Below are 15,623 nucleotides of genomic sequence, written 5' to 3' on the forward strand. Positions count from 1 at the left end.
CATTATGGCTGCGCCGAAATGAGGCGGCAGGGCGTCTAGGAGTCGCGTTCGGCGAGCGACGACGGCTGCGGCGTGCCCCGCAGCCGATCGAGGCGCGACATGATCGGGGTGGCGGTGACACCGTGCAGCACGATGGAGACCACCACGGTGAAGGCGGCCACCGCCCACAGCTCCTCCTGGGGCACGCCGAAATCGGCCTGCCCGAGCGCGAACGCCAGGTAGTAGAGCGAGCCGATGCCGCGGATCCCGAAGAAGGACGTGACGGCCCGCTCGCGCGGGCCCGCCGGGCCGCCGAGCTGGACCAGCCACCCCGTGAGCGGGCGGATCACCAGCAGCAGCAGGAGGGCGACGGCGGCGCCGCGCCAGGTCAGCGAGGCCAGGCCGCCCGCCGCGACGAAGCCGCCGAGCAGAAGCAGGAGCCAGGCGGTGAGCAGCCGTTCGATCTGCTCGATGAAGCCGTGCAGGATGCCGTTGTAGCCGTGGCTGCGCTCGGCGTTCCTGATCGCGCAGGCGGTGACGAAGACGGCGATGAAGCCGTAGCCGTGGACGAGCTCGGTCAGGCCGTACGCCAGGAAGGTGCTGGCCAGGGCGACGAACCCGTCGCGGTGCTCGGCCAGGCGCAGGTTCTCCGTCTTGGCGTGGAAGAACAGGCGGCCGAGGAGCCTGCCGATCAGCAGCCCGCCGAGGACTCCGGCGGAGATCCGGTAGAGCACGTCCACCAGCGCCCATTCGCCCAGCCACGCGGTGCCGCCCGTCGCGGCCATGGCGATGGCGGCGTAGACGATGGGGAAGGCCAGCCCGTCGTTGAGCCCGGCTTCGGAGGTGAGGGAGAAACGGACCTCGTCGTCGGCGTTCTCGGCGTCGACGGGCTCTCCCACCTGCACGTCGGAGGCCAGAACGGGGTCGGTGGGCGCGAGCACCGCGCCGAGAAGCACCGCCGCCGCCAGCGGCCAGCCCAGCAGCCATGCGGTGACTGCCGCGACGGCCACCACGGTGAGCGGCATGGTCCCGCCGAGCAGCCGCCAGGTCGTCGACCAACTGTGCAGGCCGAGCCTGCGGTTGATCGCCAGGCCCGCGCCCATGAGCGAGATGACCACGCAGATCTCGGTGACGTGCTCCAGCGCCACCCTGTGGGCGACGGGATCGACCTCGGGCAGCGGAAGAGGGAGCAGGAACAGCAGCAGCCCGCCGAGCAGGCAGGCCAGCGGCAGGGAGAAGGGCAGCCGACTCAGCACGCCGGGCAGCACCGCGGCCAGCAGCGCGCCCGCGCCACCGAGGGCGAAGATGAGATCAGGGTTGTTCACCGGCTTTCACCTGCCCCGCTGGTCTCATGAAAACTGAAATATCACGTCTCCGTGGGCGAGCGGCGGCACCGCCGCGCCAGGCCTGCCTCCGTTCTCATGTGGCGCTTGACCCTGACACCGTGTCAGTCGTCATGCTCCCCACATGTCCATCCCCTATGTCGGCTCGGGTCCGTACTGCTACGCGAACGCGCTCGCCATGATGCTGGGCGCCGAGGCGCCCCCGCCCTCCGTCATCGAGGTCCTGACCGGCTCGCCGTACGGCATGCAGCTGATCGGCGGCCGGCTGCCCCTCTTCGATCCCTTCGGCTGGGACCCCGAGCAGGGGCTCGACGCCGCTATCGAGCTGCTCGGCTGGTCGTGCGAGCGCGACGACGGCGGCTCGGCGGCCGAGGCCCTCGACCGGCTGCGCAGGGCCTGCCAGGAGGGGCCGGTCCTGGCGGGCCCGCTGGAGATGGGGCTGCTGGCGCACCAGCCCGGCTCCGGCCGGGCGGTCGGGGCCGACCACTACGTGGTGGTGCTGGCGGTGGACGACGACACCGTGCTCCTGCACGACCCGGAGGGCCACCCGTACGCCACGGTGCCGACCGGGGTCTTCGCCGAGTCCTGGCGCGGCGAGCTGGTCGCCTACCTGGAACGCCCTTACGCGATGCGGTCGGGCTTCGTGAGGCGGGAGCGGGTGAGCCAGGCCGAGGCGCTGCGGCGTTCGCTGCCGGCGGGTGTGGCCTGGCTGGGGGGCAGGAAGGACAAGCCCGTCCCTCCGGGGACGCTGGGGCAGGCGGAGGCGGCCGAGCGCACGGCCGAGCTCGTGGCGGAAGGGCTGGATCCCGAGGTCAGGCAGCTGTGGCAGGCGTTCGCCGTCAGGGTGGGCGCGCGCAGGCTGAACGATCTGGCCGTCTGCCTCACCTCGATGGGACTGGGGAAGGGCGCCGCCGTCGCCGCCGGACAGGCCCGCATCGTGGGAGGGCTTCAGCGGCCTGTCGTGGCGGGCGACGACGCGGCGCTCACGGCGGGGCTGCGCGAGCTGGCCCCGACCTATGAGCGGCTGCGCGCCGTCCTCGGCTCATGAGGTCACGGGGGCCGCGGGTGCCGGCTCCAGGTGGGGTGTCTGCTCGGCCGTCGGCGGGACCTGCCTGAGGAAGACGAAGGCCACGCCGGCCGCGAGGACCACGATCCCCGCGCTGATCATCGCCGCTGTCTGCAGGGCGCTGGTGAAGGCCGATCCCGCCGCGTCGAGGAGCGCGTCGGCGGCCGGTCCCTGGAGCCGTCCCGCCGCGGCGGCGGCGCCGCCCAGTGTGTCGCCTGCGATGGCCGCCTCCTCGGCGGGAAGCCCTTCGGGCAGGGTCAGCCGCGCCCGGTAGACGGCGGTGGCGATGCTGCCGAACAGCGCCAGGCCGAAGGCGCCGCCGAACTCCTGGACGGTCTCCGACAGGGAGGAGGCGGAGCCCGAACGCTCGGGCGGCGCCGACCCCACGATCAGGTCGGTCCCGAGCACCATGAGCGGGGAGGCGCCGAGGAAGAAGACGACCTGTCCGACGACGACGGCCGCCAGGCCGGACGTGGGGCTCGCCTGGGTGATCAGGGCGACCCCCGCGGCGCCTGCCAGCAGTCCCACGCCGATGACGACGGCCGGCCGCAGCCTGCGGGCCAGCAGCGGCGAGACGACCAGGCCCACCGTGACCGCCACCGCTGGAGGCATTGACCACAGCCCCGCCTCCAGCGGTGACAGGCCCAGCACCAGCTGCAGGTACTGCGCGGAGAGCAGGCCGATGCCGGGGCCCACCAGGATGGTGAGCATCAGGGTGCCCAGCGAGGCGCTGAACTTCCGCTCCGCGAAGAGCTTCAGGTCCAGGAGAGGGTCGGCCAGCCCGCGCTGCCTGCGCACGAACGCGACACCGAGCGCGAGCCCCGCAAGGACGGTCAGGACGGGGAGCAGGGCGAGGCCGTAGGCGGCGATCTCCTTGAGTCCGTAGATCATCGCCAGGATGGCGGTCAGGGACAGCAGCACGCTGGTCACGTCCAGGCGGCCGGCACCGGGGTTGCGGTACTCGGGCAGCAACATCGGACCCGCCACCAGCAGCACCGCCATGACCGGAACGCCCAGCAGGAAGACCGAGCCCCACCAGAAGTTCTCCAGCAGCACCCCGCCCACGACGGGACCGAGCACCATGCCGCCGGTGAATCCGGTCATCCACAGGCTGATGGCCACCGTGCGCTGGCCGGGATCGTGGAACATGTTGCTGATCAGCGACAGCGTGGACGGCATGAGCGTCGCCCCCGCGATGCCGAGCAACGCCCGCGCGGCGATCAGCGACTCGGCACTGGGGGCGTAGGCGGCGAGCAACGAGGCCAGGCCGAACGCGGCGCCCCCGATCAGCAGCAGCCGCCTGCGGCCGATGCGGTCGCCCAGCGTGCCCATCGTGATCAGGAAGCCCGCCACGAGGAATCCGTAGATGTCGTTGATCCACAACAGCTGGGTCGCGCTGGGCCGCAGATCCGCGCTGAGCATGGGCACGGCCAGGTGGAGCACGCTCATGTCGATGGACAGCAAAAGGGTCGGCAGGACAAGGACGGCGAGCCCGGTCCACTCCCGCCGCCCCGCTTTGGTGATCACGTTGGCGTTCATGGGCCTCACGCTAGGAGCTCAAGCGTGGTTGAGGTCAACCGCGGCCGGACGGCTACCGTCGCCACCGCCCCCGAAGGTCAGAAGTGGACGGCGCGGATCTCCGTCACGGTGAACTCGTCGACGATGTGACGGTTCTGCAGCAGGAACCCGACCACGCCCGCCACCGCCTCCGCGCCCAGGGCGGCTCTCACCTGGCCGCTCAGCAGGTAGACGAGCGGGGTCGACGGCTGGGTGAGCGCCAGGCCCCTGTCGTGACGGTGCACGTCCTGCAGCGCCCTGATCGGGATCGGCCTCGCCGTGGTGAACCACGCGGCCACATCCCACAGCGGCAGCGAGGGGTCGGCCTCGGCCGAGGCGTGGTAGCAGGTGACGCAGCCGCGTCCGGCGTGCTGACCGTGCGGGCAGGTCCACTGGACGACGTCGGCGCGGCTCTGGTCGCGGGTGCTCAGGATCGCGGCCTCGGTAACGCGGCGGCGCGGCGGCCGTTCCTCGTGCGGGGGATAGGAGTCGCTGCTGATGATCCGATCCCTTCACGCTTACGTTCCGACACATCCGAGCCTAGCCTCGCGTGCGGCGCGGTTGAAGCCGCGCGGGATGCCCCCGTTGCGACGGTTTTCGTGATCGCCTATTGTTTGAGTAAACGTTTATTCAATGGATGGGCTGATGATGAAGACGCGAAGGGAACAGGCCGAGTGGCGGCGCGAGCAACTGCTCGACGCGGCGCTGAAGGTGTTCGCGGCCAAGGGCGTGGACGGCGCGTCGGTCAAGGACATCGCCGAAGCGGCGGGGGTGACGCCGGGGCTGCTGTACCGCTACTTCGAGAGCAAGGAGGCCCTGGTCACGACCCTGCTGTCCGAGCGGGGGTTCCTGCCGCGGCTGCGCGAGCTCCTGACGGCCGACCACCGTGGACGGCCGGCCGTCGAGGTGCTGACCGAGCTGCTGGGCGCCTTCGACGCGCTGCTCGCCGACAACGCCGACCTCATGGCGGTGTTCTTCGGCGCCACGCAGGCGCGCGCGGCGCTGGCGGAGCTGGTGGGCGAGGGCCAGCGGCTGATCGGCGACTTTCTGGCCGCGCGTGTCGCGGAGGGCGAGCTTCGTCCCCACGACACGGCCACGGCGGCCAGGACGCTCTTCGCCACCGTGGCCGTCAGCCGGAGGACCGGATCCCCCCTCGACGTCGCACGCCTCGTCGAGCTGCTCTTCCCCCACGAAAGGTGAGACACGTGCGAACCGAGACCACCAGATGCTGCGTCGTCGGCGGCGGCCCCGCCGGGATGATGGCCGGCCTGCTGCTGGCCCGCCAAGGAGTCGAGGTGATCGTGCTGGAGAAGCACGCCGACTTCCTCAGGGACTTCAGGGGCGACACCGTCCACCCCTCCACGCTGGAGCTGATCGCCGAGCTGGGCTGGATCGAGGAGTTCCTTCGCCTGCCGCACACCAGGATGTCCGACGTCACCGTGAACCTGGGCGGCAAGGCCGTCACCTTCGCGGACTTCAGCAGGCTGAAGGTGCGCTGCCCCTACATCGCCTTCATGCCGCAGTGGGACGTGCTCGACTTCCTGGCGGGCAAGGCGGAGGCGTACCCGTCCTTCCGCCTGCTGCGCAGCACCGAGGCGACAGCGCAGATCACGGAGGAGGGGCGCGCCGTCGGCGTGCTGGCGACCACCGCGGAGGGGCCGGTCGAGGTGCGGGCCGACCTGGTGATCGCCGCGGACGGCCGGCACTCCACGATCCGCGCGAGCGCCGGCCTGGAGCCCGTGGCCGGCTCACCTCCCATGGACGTGCTGTGGTTCCACCTGCCCCGGCGGCAGGACGACCAGGTGCCCTTCTTCCAGGGCGGCAAGGGGGCGCTGATCTCCATCGACAGGGGCGAGTACTGGCAGCTGGCCTACGCGATCCCGGCGGCGGCGTTCGCGGGGATCGAGGAGGCGGGCCTGCCCGCCTTCAGGGAGCAGATCGCGGGCCTGGCCCCCGTCCTGCGTGACCGCGTCGAGCTGATCGACAGCTGGGACCGGGTGCACCAGCTGACGGTGAGGGTCGACCGGCTGCCGCGGTGGCACAGGCCCGGCCTGCTGTGCATCGGTGACGCCGCCCACGCCATGTCGCCGGCGGGCGGCGTGGGCATCAACCTGGCGGTGCAGGACGCGGTCGCCACCGCCAACCTGCTCGGCCCTGTCCTCCTGCGACCCGGTGTGCCGGGCGAGGCCGACCTGGCGGCGGTCCAGTCGCGCAGGCAGCGCGCCGCGAAGGTGACCCAGGCCTTCCAGCTCGGCATCCTGCGTGACCTGTACCCCAAGGACCTGACCGACGACACGACCGAGCACGTGCCGCCGATCTTCACCGCGTTCAGGGCGCTGCCGCCGCTGCGCCACCTCATGGGCCGCTTCATCGGCATGGGCGTACGCCCCGAACACGTCTCCCTCTGACGTCGTCAGGCGGCGACGAAGAACTCCAGCAGCTCAGGGGCGAGGGCCTGAGCGGACACGTTGTGCGTCTGGCCCTCCAGCACGCGGTGGAGCGCCCCTGGCACGCGCTTCGCGACGGCCCTTCCCGCGCTGGTCATCCACGCGGGACTGCGCTCGCCGTTCAGCACGAGGGTGGGCCGGTTGATCGCCCCCAGCAGCCCCGCCGGCAGGGCGTTGCCCGGCCCCATGACGGCGGCCTCGTACGCCAGGGTGTGGGCGACCGCTTCCAGCTCGGGCCAGGACGGGTCGGCCCGCATCGCGGTCACCGCCTCCACAGGGACCTCGGCGGCCTCGACCATGAACCGTTCGACGGCCTCCGCGCGCCGCCCCTGCCCGACCAGCGCCTCCAGTTGTGCGGCGAAGTCGTCCGGCAGGCAGGGCGCGCTCTCGTCGACGTGGTACGGAGGCTCCCAGACGGCGAGCTTGGAGATGGCCGGGTCGCGGGCCGTCGCCTCCAGCGCCAGGGCGGCGCCGGAGGATCCGCCGAAGACCATGGCCGACCCGCCCGCCGCCTCGATGACGGCGGCCAGGTCCTCGATCTCCCGGTGCACGGCGTAGGGCGGGGTGTCGCCGCTGGCTCCCCGGCCACGACGGTCGTAGTTGAACACGGTGAACCACGGGGCCAGGGCCGCCGCCACGCCGTACAGGGTGGGGTGCCTCCTGTCGGTGAAAGCGCCGTGCACCAGGACGACCGCCGGTCCCGAGCCTGATCGGTCGAACGCGATGCGGGTGCCGTCGGCCGACGTCGCCGTGCGGGACACGGGTCCGGTCATCACGCGCGCGCCCTCAGCCCGCGGGGGTCGCCAGGCACAGGGCCGCCCAGTGGTGGCCGTCGAGGTCGGCGAAGCCGCGCTGGTAGCGGAAGCCGTCGTTCACCGGCTCGCCGACGGGCTCGGCGCCCGCCGCTATCGCCTTGTCGACCAGCTCGTCGACCTGCTGGGGGTTCTCCAGGCCCAGGACGAGGATCGTCTGGGTGGTCTTGGTGGGGTCGGCGACCTCGGTCCTGGAGTAGCCGGCGAACGTGGGCTCGGTCAGGAGCATGACCTGGGTCTGCTCGCTGATCACGACGGAGGCCATGTCCTCGCTCGCGCCGAAGTGGGTGAGGCCGAGCGCGGTGAAGAAGTCCTTCGAGCGGCTCAGGTCCTTGACCGGCAGGTTCACGAAGAGGGTGTAGGACATCGCTGGATCCTTTCCGAGGGGGTTCGCCGGTGCCGGCGAACACCTTTAGTCTGTCGATCCGGCGCCCGCGAAGCTTGTCTTCCCGTGCCCGCCGATTGACTGTGCGCGCCACGCCTCTCAGGCCTGTGGCATGAGGCAGGAGCGGCGGTACTCGGCCGGCGGCATGCCGTAGGTGTGCCGGAACAGCCGGCTGAAGTGGGCCGAGTCGGCGAGCCCCCACCTGGAGGCGATCGAGCTCACCGAGACGCGGTGGAAGGCGGGGTCGGCCAGGTCCTTGCGGCAGCGTTCGAGCCGTCGGTGACGGATCCACGCGGCCACGGTCGTGTTCTGCGTCTCGAACAGCCGGTGCAGCTGGCGTAAGGAGACATGGTGGGCGGCGGCGACGGTTCCAGGATCGAGATCGGGCAGACCCAGGTGCTCCTCGATGAAGGAGTGGATGTTCAGCAGCAGCATGCGCGACTGCGACTCGGCGGACAGGCTCTCGGCCCTGTCGGCCCGCTCGGCGACGGCCGTGGTGATCAGGTCCATGACGACGGTGGAGAGCCGGGCCGCGCTGGCGGGCTGGTAGGTCTCCAGGTCGAGAGCGACCCTGCGGAGCAGTGGCGCGGCCAGGGCGCCGCTGCCGCCGTCCGTCGCGATCGGGACAGCGGTCAGCTTCGCGACGGAGTCGAAGGGCATGGCCAGCATCTCGTGCGGAAGGCTGAAGACGGCCAGGTGCACGGCCGAGCGGTAGGCCAGCTCGTACGGCCTGCCGAAGTCGTAGATGGCGAACTGCCCGCGTTCGAGCTGCGCGGACCTGCCGTCCTGCGTCAGGGCCAGCTCTCCTGACATGGCCAGCACCACCCGGTAGAGCGCGGGGCTGTCGCGGCGGATCAGGCCCGGCGTCCGGTGAACGCTGTGCGGGGTGGAGGTGCGCACCCTGCCGACGCCCACGGGGCCGAGCTGCCCCGCGTCGATCTCGCCCCGCAGCGGCGCGTCGGGGTCGATCCGCAGGTCGAGGGGGCCGAGCGTGTCGCAGACGATGCTTCGCCACGCGTCATGCCTGCGTGCGGCGGGCACGTCACGCGTGCGGATCAGGACGGCCATCGTCGTCGCCCTCCGTTGAGGCTGCTCCAGCCGATGGTAGCGACGCTCTCGCCGCGCGTCAGCCTTGCTTGAAGGCCCTGCGGTAGTCGCGGGGCGGCACGCCTCGGCGCAGCGCGAACTGCTCCCTGAAGACGGCGGCGCTGCCGTACCCGACGTGGTGGGCGATGTTCTCGACCGGCAGGTCGGTGGTCTCCAGCAGCTCCTCGGCCAGGTTCAGGCGCTGGGCCAGCAGCCAGGCGTGCGGGGTCGCGCCGGTGGCGGCCTTGAAACGGCGGGCGAAGGAGCGGCGGCTCATCAGGGCGCGGGCGGCGAGGTCGTCGACGGAGATCCGCCGGTCCAGGTTCGCCCTGGCCCAGGCGATCACCTCGGAGAGCCGCTCGTCGTCACCGTCGTCCGCGACGGGGGCGGGCAGGTACTGCAGCTGACCGCCGCTGCGGTAGGGCGTGGTCACCAGGTCGCGGGCGATCTGGTTGGCGGTCGCGGCGCCGTGCTCACGGCGGATCAGGTAGAGACACAGGTCGATGCCCGCCACGGCGCCCGCGCCGGTGATGAGCCTGCCCTGGTCGATGTAGAGGGACTCCGGACGGACCCGCACGGCCGGATGGCGGGCGGCCAGGTCGGTGGCGAAGCGCCAGTGGGTGGTGGCCTCCAGGTCGTCGAGCAGCCCGGCGGCCGCGGGCAGGAATGTGCCGACACAGTGGGCGGCGATCAACGCCCCCCTCGCGTGCGCGTCGCGGAAGGCGGCGAGGACGGCCTGCGGCGGATCGGCGCGGAAGTCCATGCCAGGCAGAGCCAGGACCAGGTCGGCGCGGGCGAGCACGTCGAGGCCATGCTCGACGGGCAGGGGCAGGCCGAGGTCGGTACGCAGGGTGCCGGGCCGCTCGGCGCAGATGGCGAAGTCGAAGCCGGAGCGGTTGAAGATCTCGTTCACGATGCCCAGTCCGAGGGCGGTCACTCCCTGCGGGGCGTAGGCGGCGACCGATCGGAACTTTGGCACGCAAGCCACGATAGGGGCTTCGCCCGCAGCACCGCTGCCGCCGGCCTCTGGACCCGGCAGTAGCCTGTACGGCCCCCGCCACACCATGAACCGGAGACTCGCTTGAAACTTCGCGCCATCGCCCTCATCCTGTCGACGCTCAGCGCCGGGCTCATGGCAGGGCTGTTCGCCGCCTTCGCCTACGCGGTGATGCCCGGCCTGAAGAGGAGCAGCGACCGCACCCTCGTCGAGGCGATGCAGCACATCAATGTGGCCATCCTCAACCCACTCTTCATGATCTTGTTCATGGGCGGGGTCGTGGTCATGGTGGCCGCCGTGATCCTGCACTGGAGGGGAGGGAGGAGCCCCGCCCTGCCCTGGATCATCGCCGGCTCCGTGCTCTATCTGGTGATGTTCGCCGTCACCAGCGGCGTCAACGTGCCGCTGAACGACCAGCTCGCCAAGGCGGGCGACCCCGCGGGGATCGCCGACCTGGCCGCCGTCAGGGAGGCGTTCGAGGCGCGCTGGACCACCTGGAACATCGTCCGCGCCATCGCCGCCACCGGCTCGTTCGGCTGCTTCGTCTGGGCGTTGATTCTCCACGGCCGATCGCGCTAACGCGGAACGTACCTTTCCGCATTGCCTCCTAATGTGGTTCTCACAGCCCCGCAAGGTGTGAAGGAGATCCACATGACCATCCTCGTGACCGGTGCCACAGGGACCGTCGGCCGCCACGTCGTCGAGCAGCTCGTCGAGCGAGGCGAGCGCGTGCGCGCCCTCACCAGGAACCCGGGGAGGGCGAGCTTCCCCGAGGGCGTCGAGATCGTGGCCGGCGATCTGACCGTGACCGCGAGCCTGACGGCCGCCTTCGAAGGCGTCACCGCGGCGCACCTGATCAACTGCGGGGGGGACGACCTGGCGGTGCTCCAGAACGGCAAGGAGATCGTCGACCTCGCGGTCGCCTCCGGGGTGCGCAGGGTGACGGTGCTGAGCGCGTGGGACGACGGCCCGCTGGAGCCGGCCGTGCAGGCCAGCTCGCTGGAGTGGACGCTCGTGCAGCCCACGGAGTTCATGGCGAACGCGCTCGACTGGGCGCAGCCGATCCGCGAGAGCGGCGAGGTGCGCGAGCCGTTCGCCGCCACCAAGACCGCGATGATCCACGAGGCCGACATCGCCGCGGTCATCGTCACGGCGCTGACCGAGGACGGCCACGCGGGGGAGAGCTACTGGCTGACCGGCCCCGAGCTGCTGGACATCCCCGAGAAGCTGCGCCTCATCTCCGAGGCCACAGGCCGTGAGATCCGCCTCGTCGAGCTGACCCGTGAGCAGGCCAGGGCGGAGATGCTGGCGGCGGGCATGTCGGAGGAGATGATCGCGTTCAAGTTCATGGTCTTCGGCGACCTGCCGTGGGGGCCCTACACCGTGATGCCCACCTTCGAGAAGGTCACCGGCCGGCCTGGACGCACCTTCGCCCAGTGGGCGACCGAGAACGCCGACAAGTTCCGCGCCTGACCGCCGACCATGTGAATGCCCTCTGTGAAGGGGCGGCGCGGGCTCCCGAGAGGGCCCGCGCCGCCCCTTCACGAGACCTGGCTGGCGCCCCCCAGGTGGCGACGACGAGCCCCCCATCGTCCCCTCGTCCTCTCAGCGCGGGCAGCCGCTGACGCGTCCCGACCAGTTGACCCTGTCCGTGGCCGGTGCGCTCGTGGCGAGCCGAAAACGGAGTGCTGCGCCGCTCGGCGGTGGCTACGGTCGGGTGGATGAACGACGTTCTGGCTACCGAGCGGCTGGTGCTTCGTCCTGTGCGTCCGGGTGACCTGGCCGAGCTGCGGGCTCACTGGACCGCGCCCGACGTACGGCGGTTCCTGTTCGACGGGGCGGTCCTGTCGTCCGAGGAGATCGCGGAGATCATCAAGTCGAGCGAGCAGGACTTCGCCACCTCGGGATACGGCCTCTGGACCGTCAGGCGGCGCGAGGGGGCCGAGCTGGTCGGGACGGCCGGGCTGCGCCTGCTGGAGGAGCTCGGGCTCGAGGTGGTCTACAGCCTGGCGCCGACCGCATGGGGGCAGGGCTACGCGACCGAGGCGGCGCGAGCGGTGGTCGACCACGCGTTGACCATCCTGGGCCTGCCCGAGGTGCTGGCCGAGGTGGACGAAGGCAACACCGCGTCCGTCGCTGTCGTCGAACGCCTGGGCATGACCCCCTTCGAGACGGTCGAGGGGCTGCTCGGGCCGATGGTCCGCTACCGCAGGACCCGCTGACCCCGCATCGTGCCTCCGCTCCGCTTCGCGCGGCGCTAGTATGAACGAAAAACCAATCTGTTCATATGGAGATATGATGCCACCGGCGTTCTCCGAAGCGGAGCGGGCGCGGATCACCGAGCAACTGCTCGCCACCGCGACCCACCTCTTCTCCACGCAGGGCCTGCGCAAGACCTCCCTCGACGAGCTGACCGCCCCCGCCGGCATCGCCAAGACCTCCTTCTACGCCTTCTTCACCTGCAAGGAGGACCTCTACTTCGAGGCGGCGCTGCGGCAGAACGAGGAGGTGCGCCGACGCGTCATCGGCGAAGGGCTGCACCAGGGCGCCGACACCCGTGACGCGCTGCGCCGCTTCCTGCGGGCCACCGTCCGCGAGCTCGACACCAACCCGCTCTACCGGCGACTGATGTCCCACCCCGAGGAGATGGAGGCGGTCGCCGCCAGGCTCACCCCCGAGCGGATGGCCGCGGCGGGGGGCGGCCCGATGGCCGACCTGGTGGCCTTCCTCGGCGAACGGCTGGACGGAGACCCTCACGTGCTGCTCGGCGTGCTCAGGGCGGTTCTGCTGACTCCGCTGCACGCCGGCCATCTGGGCGCCGACCTCTACCCCGCGGTGATGGAGCGCCTGATCGACGCCGTGGCCGAAGGGCTGACCTCATGATGAACGGCCTGCCGCACCTGTCCATCGGGCAGGGGCCGCCGCTGGTCGTCCTGCTCTACACGCCACGGGCGGCCGACCCGGAAGGGCCGGCGCGCTGGTCCATGACGCGCATGCTGAGGCCGTTCGCCGAGCACTTCACCGTGCACGTCGTCATCCGTCCGCCAGGGCTGCCGCCGGCCACGACGATGGCCGAGCTCGCCGCCGTCTACGCCGGAGCGATCGAGACGACGTTCGAGGACCCGGTGAAGGTGCTGGCCATCTCCACCGGCGGGTCCGTCGCCCTGCAACTGGCCGCCGACCATCCCCACCTCGTCGACCGCCTGGCACTCGGAGGGACGGCCGCCACCCTGGGCCCCGTCGGCAGAAGGGCCCAACGCGCCTACATCGAACGCGCGCGACAGGGGAGGCGGCCGAGCCCCGCGCTGGCCGAGGTGGTCACCGAGTCGGCGATCGGCAGACGGCTGCTGGCGGCCCTGCTGTGGCTGTCCGACGGCGGAGGCGCCGACCACACCGACGCCGTCACCATGCTCAACGCGGAGGACGGCTTCGACCTGCGCGGACGGCTGAGCGACATCAGGGCGCCCACACTGCTGGTCCAGGGCGGCGAGGACATCGTCTACCCGGTGGAGCTCGCCAGGCAGACGGTCGAGGGCATCCCCGACGCGCGGCTCATCGTCTACCAGGGCCGCAGCCACAGCCGCACGTTCACCGACAAGCGCTTCGCCCGCGACACGCTGGCCTTCCTGAAACGCGGCTGACCAGGCCCTCGCGCCGCCGCTGTGGTCTGAACGGACGTGTCGGCCCGCTCCCCCTGGGAGGGGAGGCTCTTCCCCTTCGAGGGGGAGTGCTGCCCGGCGTGCGGCTTCTACCGTCGCAGTCATGGTTGATTCTGATCGCCCACGGCGGTGGCCTGCCTACGCGGTGACGGTGCTGTTCCTCGGCTACGCCGCGGGGAAGGCCGCCTTCGCCCTGCAGGCCAGGCTCGGGTTCCCCGGCGGTCCGCCCGTGTCGGCCGCCGAGACCGGAAGCTACTTCATGGACGCGGCCACCGCGCAGTGGTTCGCGACCGCGTCCGGCCTGGTGGGCGCGTGCGTCGCCATCGCCACGGTCACGGCCCTGGGGCGCAGGGTGCCGAGGACGTTGATGCTGCTCGTGCTGGCCGGGATGCTGCTGGCCGTCGGCGGCGGCGCGGGGATCATGATCCTGGACGCGTTCGTCGGCATCGGTGTGGGCTGGCAGTGGTACCACGGAGTCCTCGGAATCCTGGTGATCGCACTGTTCCTGGAGATGATCCGGTCCTACGCGACGGCGACGAGACGTGTCGCGCACTGATCGGGCGCGGGCGGGCGCGTACGGGGCGGCGGCGTGCGCCGTGGCCTACGGCTCGATGAAGCTCGCCCAGGCGCTGGGAGCCAACGCGCTGGCCGACAAGGACCCGCTGCCCCCGCATCTGCGCGAACAGCTGCTCGCCCGTGACCCCTTGTTCGTGGCGAGCCACTGGGTGCTGGCCGGAGCCGCGGTGGTCGGTGTCCTCGTCGCGCTGGCCACCGTACGGCCCTGGGGCGCGAGAGTCCCGCGCCGGCTGCTGCTCACGATCACCTGGACGCTGGGGATCTTCATGATCACCCGGTCGATCGGGGTGGTGGGGTTCGGCTTCGTCGGCGACGCGCTGGTGCTGACCGGGGTCCGCCCGCCGCCGGTGGAGCACGCCGCGCTGGCCCGCACCCTGGCACGCTGGGACCTGCTGCTGTGGTCGCCGTTCTTCCTGCTCTGGGGGGTGTGCTGGGCCACGGCCGGATGGCGGCTGTACCGGCGCGGCCCGCACGCCTCAGCGCAAGAACGTCAGGACTCACACGGCCACCACCGCGGCTGACCTTCCCTCCGGCCCGAAGCGGCCGAGGCCGGGCTCGAGGAGGACGGGTGGAGGCCAGTGGACCAGCTGGGGATCATTCGGGTTCGGCGTGCAGGCGCACGAAGTCGTCGAGGCCCTTGCGGTAGAAGGCCAGGTCGTCTTCCATCCTGGCCTGCGTGAAGCGTTCGGGCTCGCGCTCGAACGCCGCCCTGCCCAGGTCGGTCCAGAAGAAGCCGGCCGGCAGCCGGTCGGCGCCGTCCGGCAGGAACTTCAGCGCCTCGGCGACCGCGTCGGCGGCGAAGCGCCAGTCCGTCACGATGGCCGTGTACTCGTCGTCGGAGGTGGGGTCGGCGGCGAAGAAGAGCGCCGCGTCGATCGCCCTGCGCGCGTACGTGGCACCCAGCAGCACCCACTGGCCTGGGTCGATCAGTTGGGAGAGGCCCGAGCCGAACGTCAGCTCCTCCCTCCGAGCCTCGAGTTCCGCCTCGTAGGGGACGAACACCTCGGCGTCGTCGAGCCTGACCCGCCAGCCGTTCTCCTCCTCGGTCCTGACGGCACGCTCGGCCGCGCCGGGCTGCTCGCCGAGCACGGCCAGGTCGAGGTGGACGTAGGCCTCGACGAGCGAACGGGCAGGGCCCTCGCCGTAGGGCGCCTCCGGCCAGGACGAGCCGTCGAGGAAGTCAGGCATGACGCGCCGCGAGGTCACGATAGGTGTCGCGGACGATCAGGAGCCGGTCCAGCTGGAAGCGTCCGGGTTCGGCCGTGCGCATCTGCCGGCCGCGCTCGGACCAGAACCCGTCGTCGGGCACCTCCTCCTCACCTGGCGGGATGAACTTGACGACCTCCTCGACCGCCGCGGCGGCCACCGACAGCGTGCGGTGCGCCTCCTTGCTGTCGCCGGTCGGCACGTTGCCCGCGCTCAGGTCCGCCACCCACAGCCATTCGCCCGCGTCGATGAGCTCGGAAGGCTCCTGGCCGCCGAACGTGGGGTACCCCACGGGCATGACCGGCTTCTGGGGCAGGCCGAACAGGAACTCCCTGGCCTCCCCGCAGTCCTCACAGGCGCCCGCGTAGCGCTCGGCGAGCTCGCCGTTCACGCTGACCAGCGCCCTGTCCCAGGTCGTCTCCACCGAACCGCATCGCTTGCACGGATGCAGGTCGAGGTAGAGATGCGCCTCGTCCCTTGTCCGTGCGACCGCGAACGCCATAGCCGTCC

Annotated in this window: 19 protein-coding genes; 10 read left to right on the forward strand and 9 right to left on the reverse strand. The window is 71.4% G+C overall.

Going from position 1 to position 15,623, the window contains the following annotated elements:
* Positions 1-35: 35 nt before the first annotated feature.
* Positions 36-1,304 (reverse strand): cation:proton antiporter, encoded by a 1,269-nt coding sequence (locus ABFX50_RS20085; protein ID WP_346148437.1) that lies wholly within the window; start codon positions 1,302-1,304, stop codon positions 36-38.
* Positions 1,305-1,446: 142 nt separating this feature from the next.
* Between ABFX50_RS20085 and ABFX50_RS20090 the strand changes: the two genes are divergently transcribed.
* Positions 1,447-2,370, forward strand: a complete 924-nt coding sequence (locus ABFX50_RS20090) for a cysteine peptidase family C39 domain-containing protein (RefSeq protein ID WP_346148439.1) — start codon at positions 1,447-1,449, stop codon at positions 2,368-2,370.
* On the opposite strand, the gene ABFX50_RS20095 is transcribed toward ABFX50_RS20090, so the two are convergent.
* Entirely contained in the window at positions 2,365-3,927 is a 1,563-nt protein-coding gene (locus tag ABFX50_RS20095; protein ID WP_346148441.1) for an MFS transporter, read from the reverse strand. The two genes, ABFX50_RS20090 and ABFX50_RS20095, sit on opposite strands and share 6 nt — an antisense overlap.
* A gap of 77 nt (positions 3,928-4,004) precedes the next feature.
* Positions 4,005-4,244 (reverse strand): hypothetical protein, encoded by a 240-nt coding sequence (locus ABFX50_RS20100; RefSeq protein WP_346148443.1) that lies wholly within the window; start codon positions 4,242-4,244, stop codon positions 4,005-4,007.
* Between the two features lie 346 nt (positions 4,245-4,590).
* On the opposite strand from ABFX50_RS20100, the gene ABFX50_RS20105 reads away from it, so the two are divergent.
* Together ABFX50_RS20105 and ABFX50_RS20110 are read left to right on the forward strand one after the other, a co-directional pair.
* Positions 4,591-5,145 carry a TetR/AcrR family transcriptional regulator gene (locus tag ABFX50_RS20105; protein WP_346148445.1) on the forward strand — a complete coding sequence of 185 codons (555 nt, stop codon included), beginning with the start codon at positions 4,591-4,593 and terminating at the stop codon, positions 5,143-5,145.
* A gap of 5 nt (positions 5,146-5,150) precedes the next feature.
* On the forward strand, positions 5,151-6,353 hold the full coding sequence (locus tag ABFX50_RS20110) for an FAD-dependent oxidoreductase (protein WP_346148447.1): 1,203 nt from the start codon (positions 5,151-5,153) through the stop codon (positions 6,351-6,353).
* A 5-nt stretch (positions 6,354-6,358) separates the two neighbouring features.
* Here ABFX50_RS20110 and ABFX50_RS20115 read toward each other — a convergent pair whose 3' ends face one another.
* The 4 genes from ABFX50_RS20115 to ABFX50_RS20130 all read right to left on the reverse strand — a co-directional run bounded on the left by ABFX50_RS20115 (position 6,359) and on the right by ABFX50_RS20130 (position 9,654).
* Positions 6,359-7,165 carry an alpha/beta fold hydrolase gene (locus ABFX50_RS20115; protein WP_346148450.1) on the reverse strand — a complete coding sequence of 269 codons (807 nt, stop codon included), beginning with the start codon at positions 7,163-7,165 and terminating at the stop codon, positions 6,359-6,361.
* 13 nt (positions 7,166-7,178) lie between these two features.
* Positions 7,179-7,571 (reverse strand): VOC family protein, encoded by a 393-nt coding sequence (locus ABFX50_RS20120; protein ID WP_346148452.1) that lies wholly within the window; start codon positions 7,569-7,571, stop codon positions 7,179-7,181.
* Positions 7,572-7,688: 117 nt separating this feature from the next.
* The gene (locus ABFX50_RS20125) at positions 7,689-8,657 is read right to left on the reverse strand and encodes an AraC-like ligand-binding domain-containing protein (RefSeq protein ID WP_346148454.1); all 969 of its coding nucleotides are present in this window, start codon (positions 8,655-8,657) and stop codon (positions 7,689-7,691) included.
* 58 nt (positions 8,658-8,715) lie between these two features.
* Positions 8,716-9,654, reverse strand: a complete 939-nt coding sequence (locus ABFX50_RS20130; protein ID WP_346148456.1) for a GlxA family transcriptional regulator — start codon at positions 9,652-9,654, stop codon at positions 8,716-8,718.
* A 102-nt stretch (positions 9,655-9,756) separates the two neighbouring features.
* On the opposite strand from ABFX50_RS20130, the gene ABFX50_RS20135 reads away from it, so the two are divergent.
* The 7 genes from ABFX50_RS20135 (at position 9,757) to ABFX50_RS20165 (ending at position 14,428) form a co-directional block, all read left to right on the forward strand.
* Positions 9,757-10,251, forward strand: coding sequence for an anthrone oxygenase family protein (locus ABFX50_RS20135; RefSeq protein ID WP_346148459.1), 495 nt, complete (start codon positions 9,757-9,759; stop codon positions 10,249-10,251).
* A gap of 72 nt (positions 10,252-10,323) precedes the next feature.
* A complete protein-coding gene (locus ABFX50_RS20140) occupies positions 10,324-11,145 on the forward strand; it encodes an NmrA family NAD(P)-binding protein (RefSeq protein ID WP_346148461.1) in 822 nt (273 codons plus the stop codon).
* Positions 11,146-11,393: 248 nt separating this feature from the next.
* Positions 11,394-11,894 carry a GNAT family N-acetyltransferase gene (locus tag ABFX50_RS20145; protein WP_346148463.1) on the forward strand — a complete coding sequence of 167 codons (501 nt, stop codon included), beginning with the start codon at positions 11,394-11,396 and terminating at the stop codon, positions 11,892-11,894.
* 73 nt (positions 11,895-11,967) lie between these two features.
* Positions 11,968-12,555 carry a TetR/AcrR family transcriptional regulator gene (locus tag ABFX50_RS20150; protein ID WP_346148465.1) on the forward strand — a complete coding sequence of 196 codons (588 nt, stop codon included), beginning with the start codon at positions 11,968-11,970 and terminating at the stop codon, positions 12,553-12,555.
* Positions 12,552-13,313 (forward strand): alpha/beta fold hydrolase, encoded by a 762-nt coding sequence (locus tag ABFX50_RS20155; protein WP_346148467.1) that lies wholly within the window; start codon positions 12,552-12,554, stop codon positions 13,311-13,313. The genes ABFX50_RS20150 and ABFX50_RS20155 overlap by 4 nt, the downstream gene beginning before the upstream one ends.
* A gap of 121 nt (positions 13,314-13,434) precedes the next feature.
* Positions 13,435-13,887 (forward strand): hypothetical protein, encoded by a 453-nt coding sequence (locus ABFX50_RS20160; RefSeq protein WP_346148469.1) that lies wholly within the window; start codon positions 13,435-13,437, stop codon positions 13,885-13,887.
* Positions 13,874-14,428: a DUF3995 domain-containing protein gene (locus ABFX50_RS20165; RefSeq protein WP_346148472.1), complete on the forward strand. Its 555-nt coding sequence runs from the start codon at positions 13,874-13,876 to the stop codon at positions 14,426-14,428. Before ABFX50_RS20160 ends, ABFX50_RS20165 begins: the two co-directional genes overlap by 14 nt.
* Positions 14,429-14,501: 73 nt before the next feature.
* Here ABFX50_RS20165 and ABFX50_RS20170 read toward each other — a convergent pair whose 3' ends face one another.
* Together ABFX50_RS20170 and ABFX50_RS20175 are read right to left on the reverse strand one after the other, a co-directional pair.
* On the reverse strand, positions 14,502-15,095 hold the full coding sequence (locus ABFX50_RS20170) for a hypothetical protein (RefSeq protein WP_346148474.1): 594 nt from the start codon (positions 15,093-15,095) through the stop codon (positions 14,502-14,504).
* Complete coding sequence (locus ABFX50_RS20175; protein ID WP_346148476.1) at positions 15,088-15,615, reverse strand: hypothetical protein; 528 nt, start codon at positions 15,613-15,615, stop codon at positions 15,088-15,090. The genes ABFX50_RS20170 and ABFX50_RS20175 overlap by 8 nt, the downstream gene beginning before the upstream one ends.
* Positions 15,616-15,623: the final 8 nt, after the last annotated feature.

It is taken from the genome of Nonomuraea recticatena (assembly GCF_039533245.1).
Classification (GTDB): domain Bacteria; phylum Actinomycetota; class Actinomycetes; order Streptosporangiales; family Streptosporangiaceae; genus Nonomuraea; species Nonomuraea roseola.

Bases quoted from the DNA above. Each gene is read 5' to 3' on its own strand.
- ABFX50_RS20125 (WP_346148454.1), bottom strand. From the start codon at position 8,657: ATGGCCGTCCTGATCCGCACGCGTGACGTGCCCGCCGCACGCAGGCAT.
- ABFX50_RS20140 (WP_346148461.1), top strand. From the start codon at position 10,324: ATGACCATCCTCGTGACCGGTGCCACAGGGACCGTCGGCCGCCACGTC.
- ABFX50_RS20095 (WP_346148441.1), bottom strand. From the start codon at position 3,927: ATGAACGCCAACGTGATCACCAAAGCGGGGCGGCGGGAGTGGACCGGG.
- ABFX50_RS20150 (WP_346148465.1), top strand. From the start codon at position 11,968: ATGATGCCACCGGCGTTCTCCGAAGCGGAGCGGGCGCGGATCACCGAG.
- ABFX50_RS20160 (WP_346148469.1), top strand. From the start codon at position 13,435: ATGGTTGATTCTGATCGCCCACGGCGGTGGCCTGCCTACGCGGTGACG.
- ABFX50_RS20105 (WP_346148445.1), top strand. From the start codon at position 4,591: ATGATGAAGACGCGAAGGGAACAGGCCGAGTGGCGGCGCGAGCAACTG.
- ABFX50_RS20155 (WP_346148467.1), top strand. From the start codon at position 12,552: ATGATGAACGGCCTGCCGCACCTGTCCATCGGGCAGGGGCCGCCGCTG.
- ABFX50_RS20120 (WP_346148452.1), bottom strand. From the start codon at position 7,571: ATGTCCTACACCCTCTTCGTGAACCTGCCGGTCAAGGACCTGAGCCGC.
- ABFX50_RS20090 (WP_346148439.1), top strand. From the start codon at position 1,447: ATGTCCATCCCCTATGTCGGCTCGGGTCCGTACTGCTACGCGAACGCG.
- ABFX50_RS20145 (WP_346148463.1), top strand. From the start codon at position 11,394: ATGAACGACGTTCTGGCTACCGAGCGGCTGGTGCTTCGTCCTGTGCGT.
- ABFX50_RS20170 (WP_346148474.1), bottom strand. From the start codon at position 15,095: ATGCCTGACTTCCTCGACGGCTCGTCCTGGCCGGAGGCGCCCTACGGC.
- ABFX50_RS20115 (WP_346148450.1), bottom strand. From the start codon at position 7,165: ATGACCGGACCCGTGTCCCGCACGGCGACGTCGGCCGACGGCACCCGC.
- ABFX50_RS20175 (WP_346148476.1), bottom strand. From the start codon at position 15,615: ATGGCGTTCGCGGTCGCACGGACAAGGGACGAGGCGCATCTCTACCTC.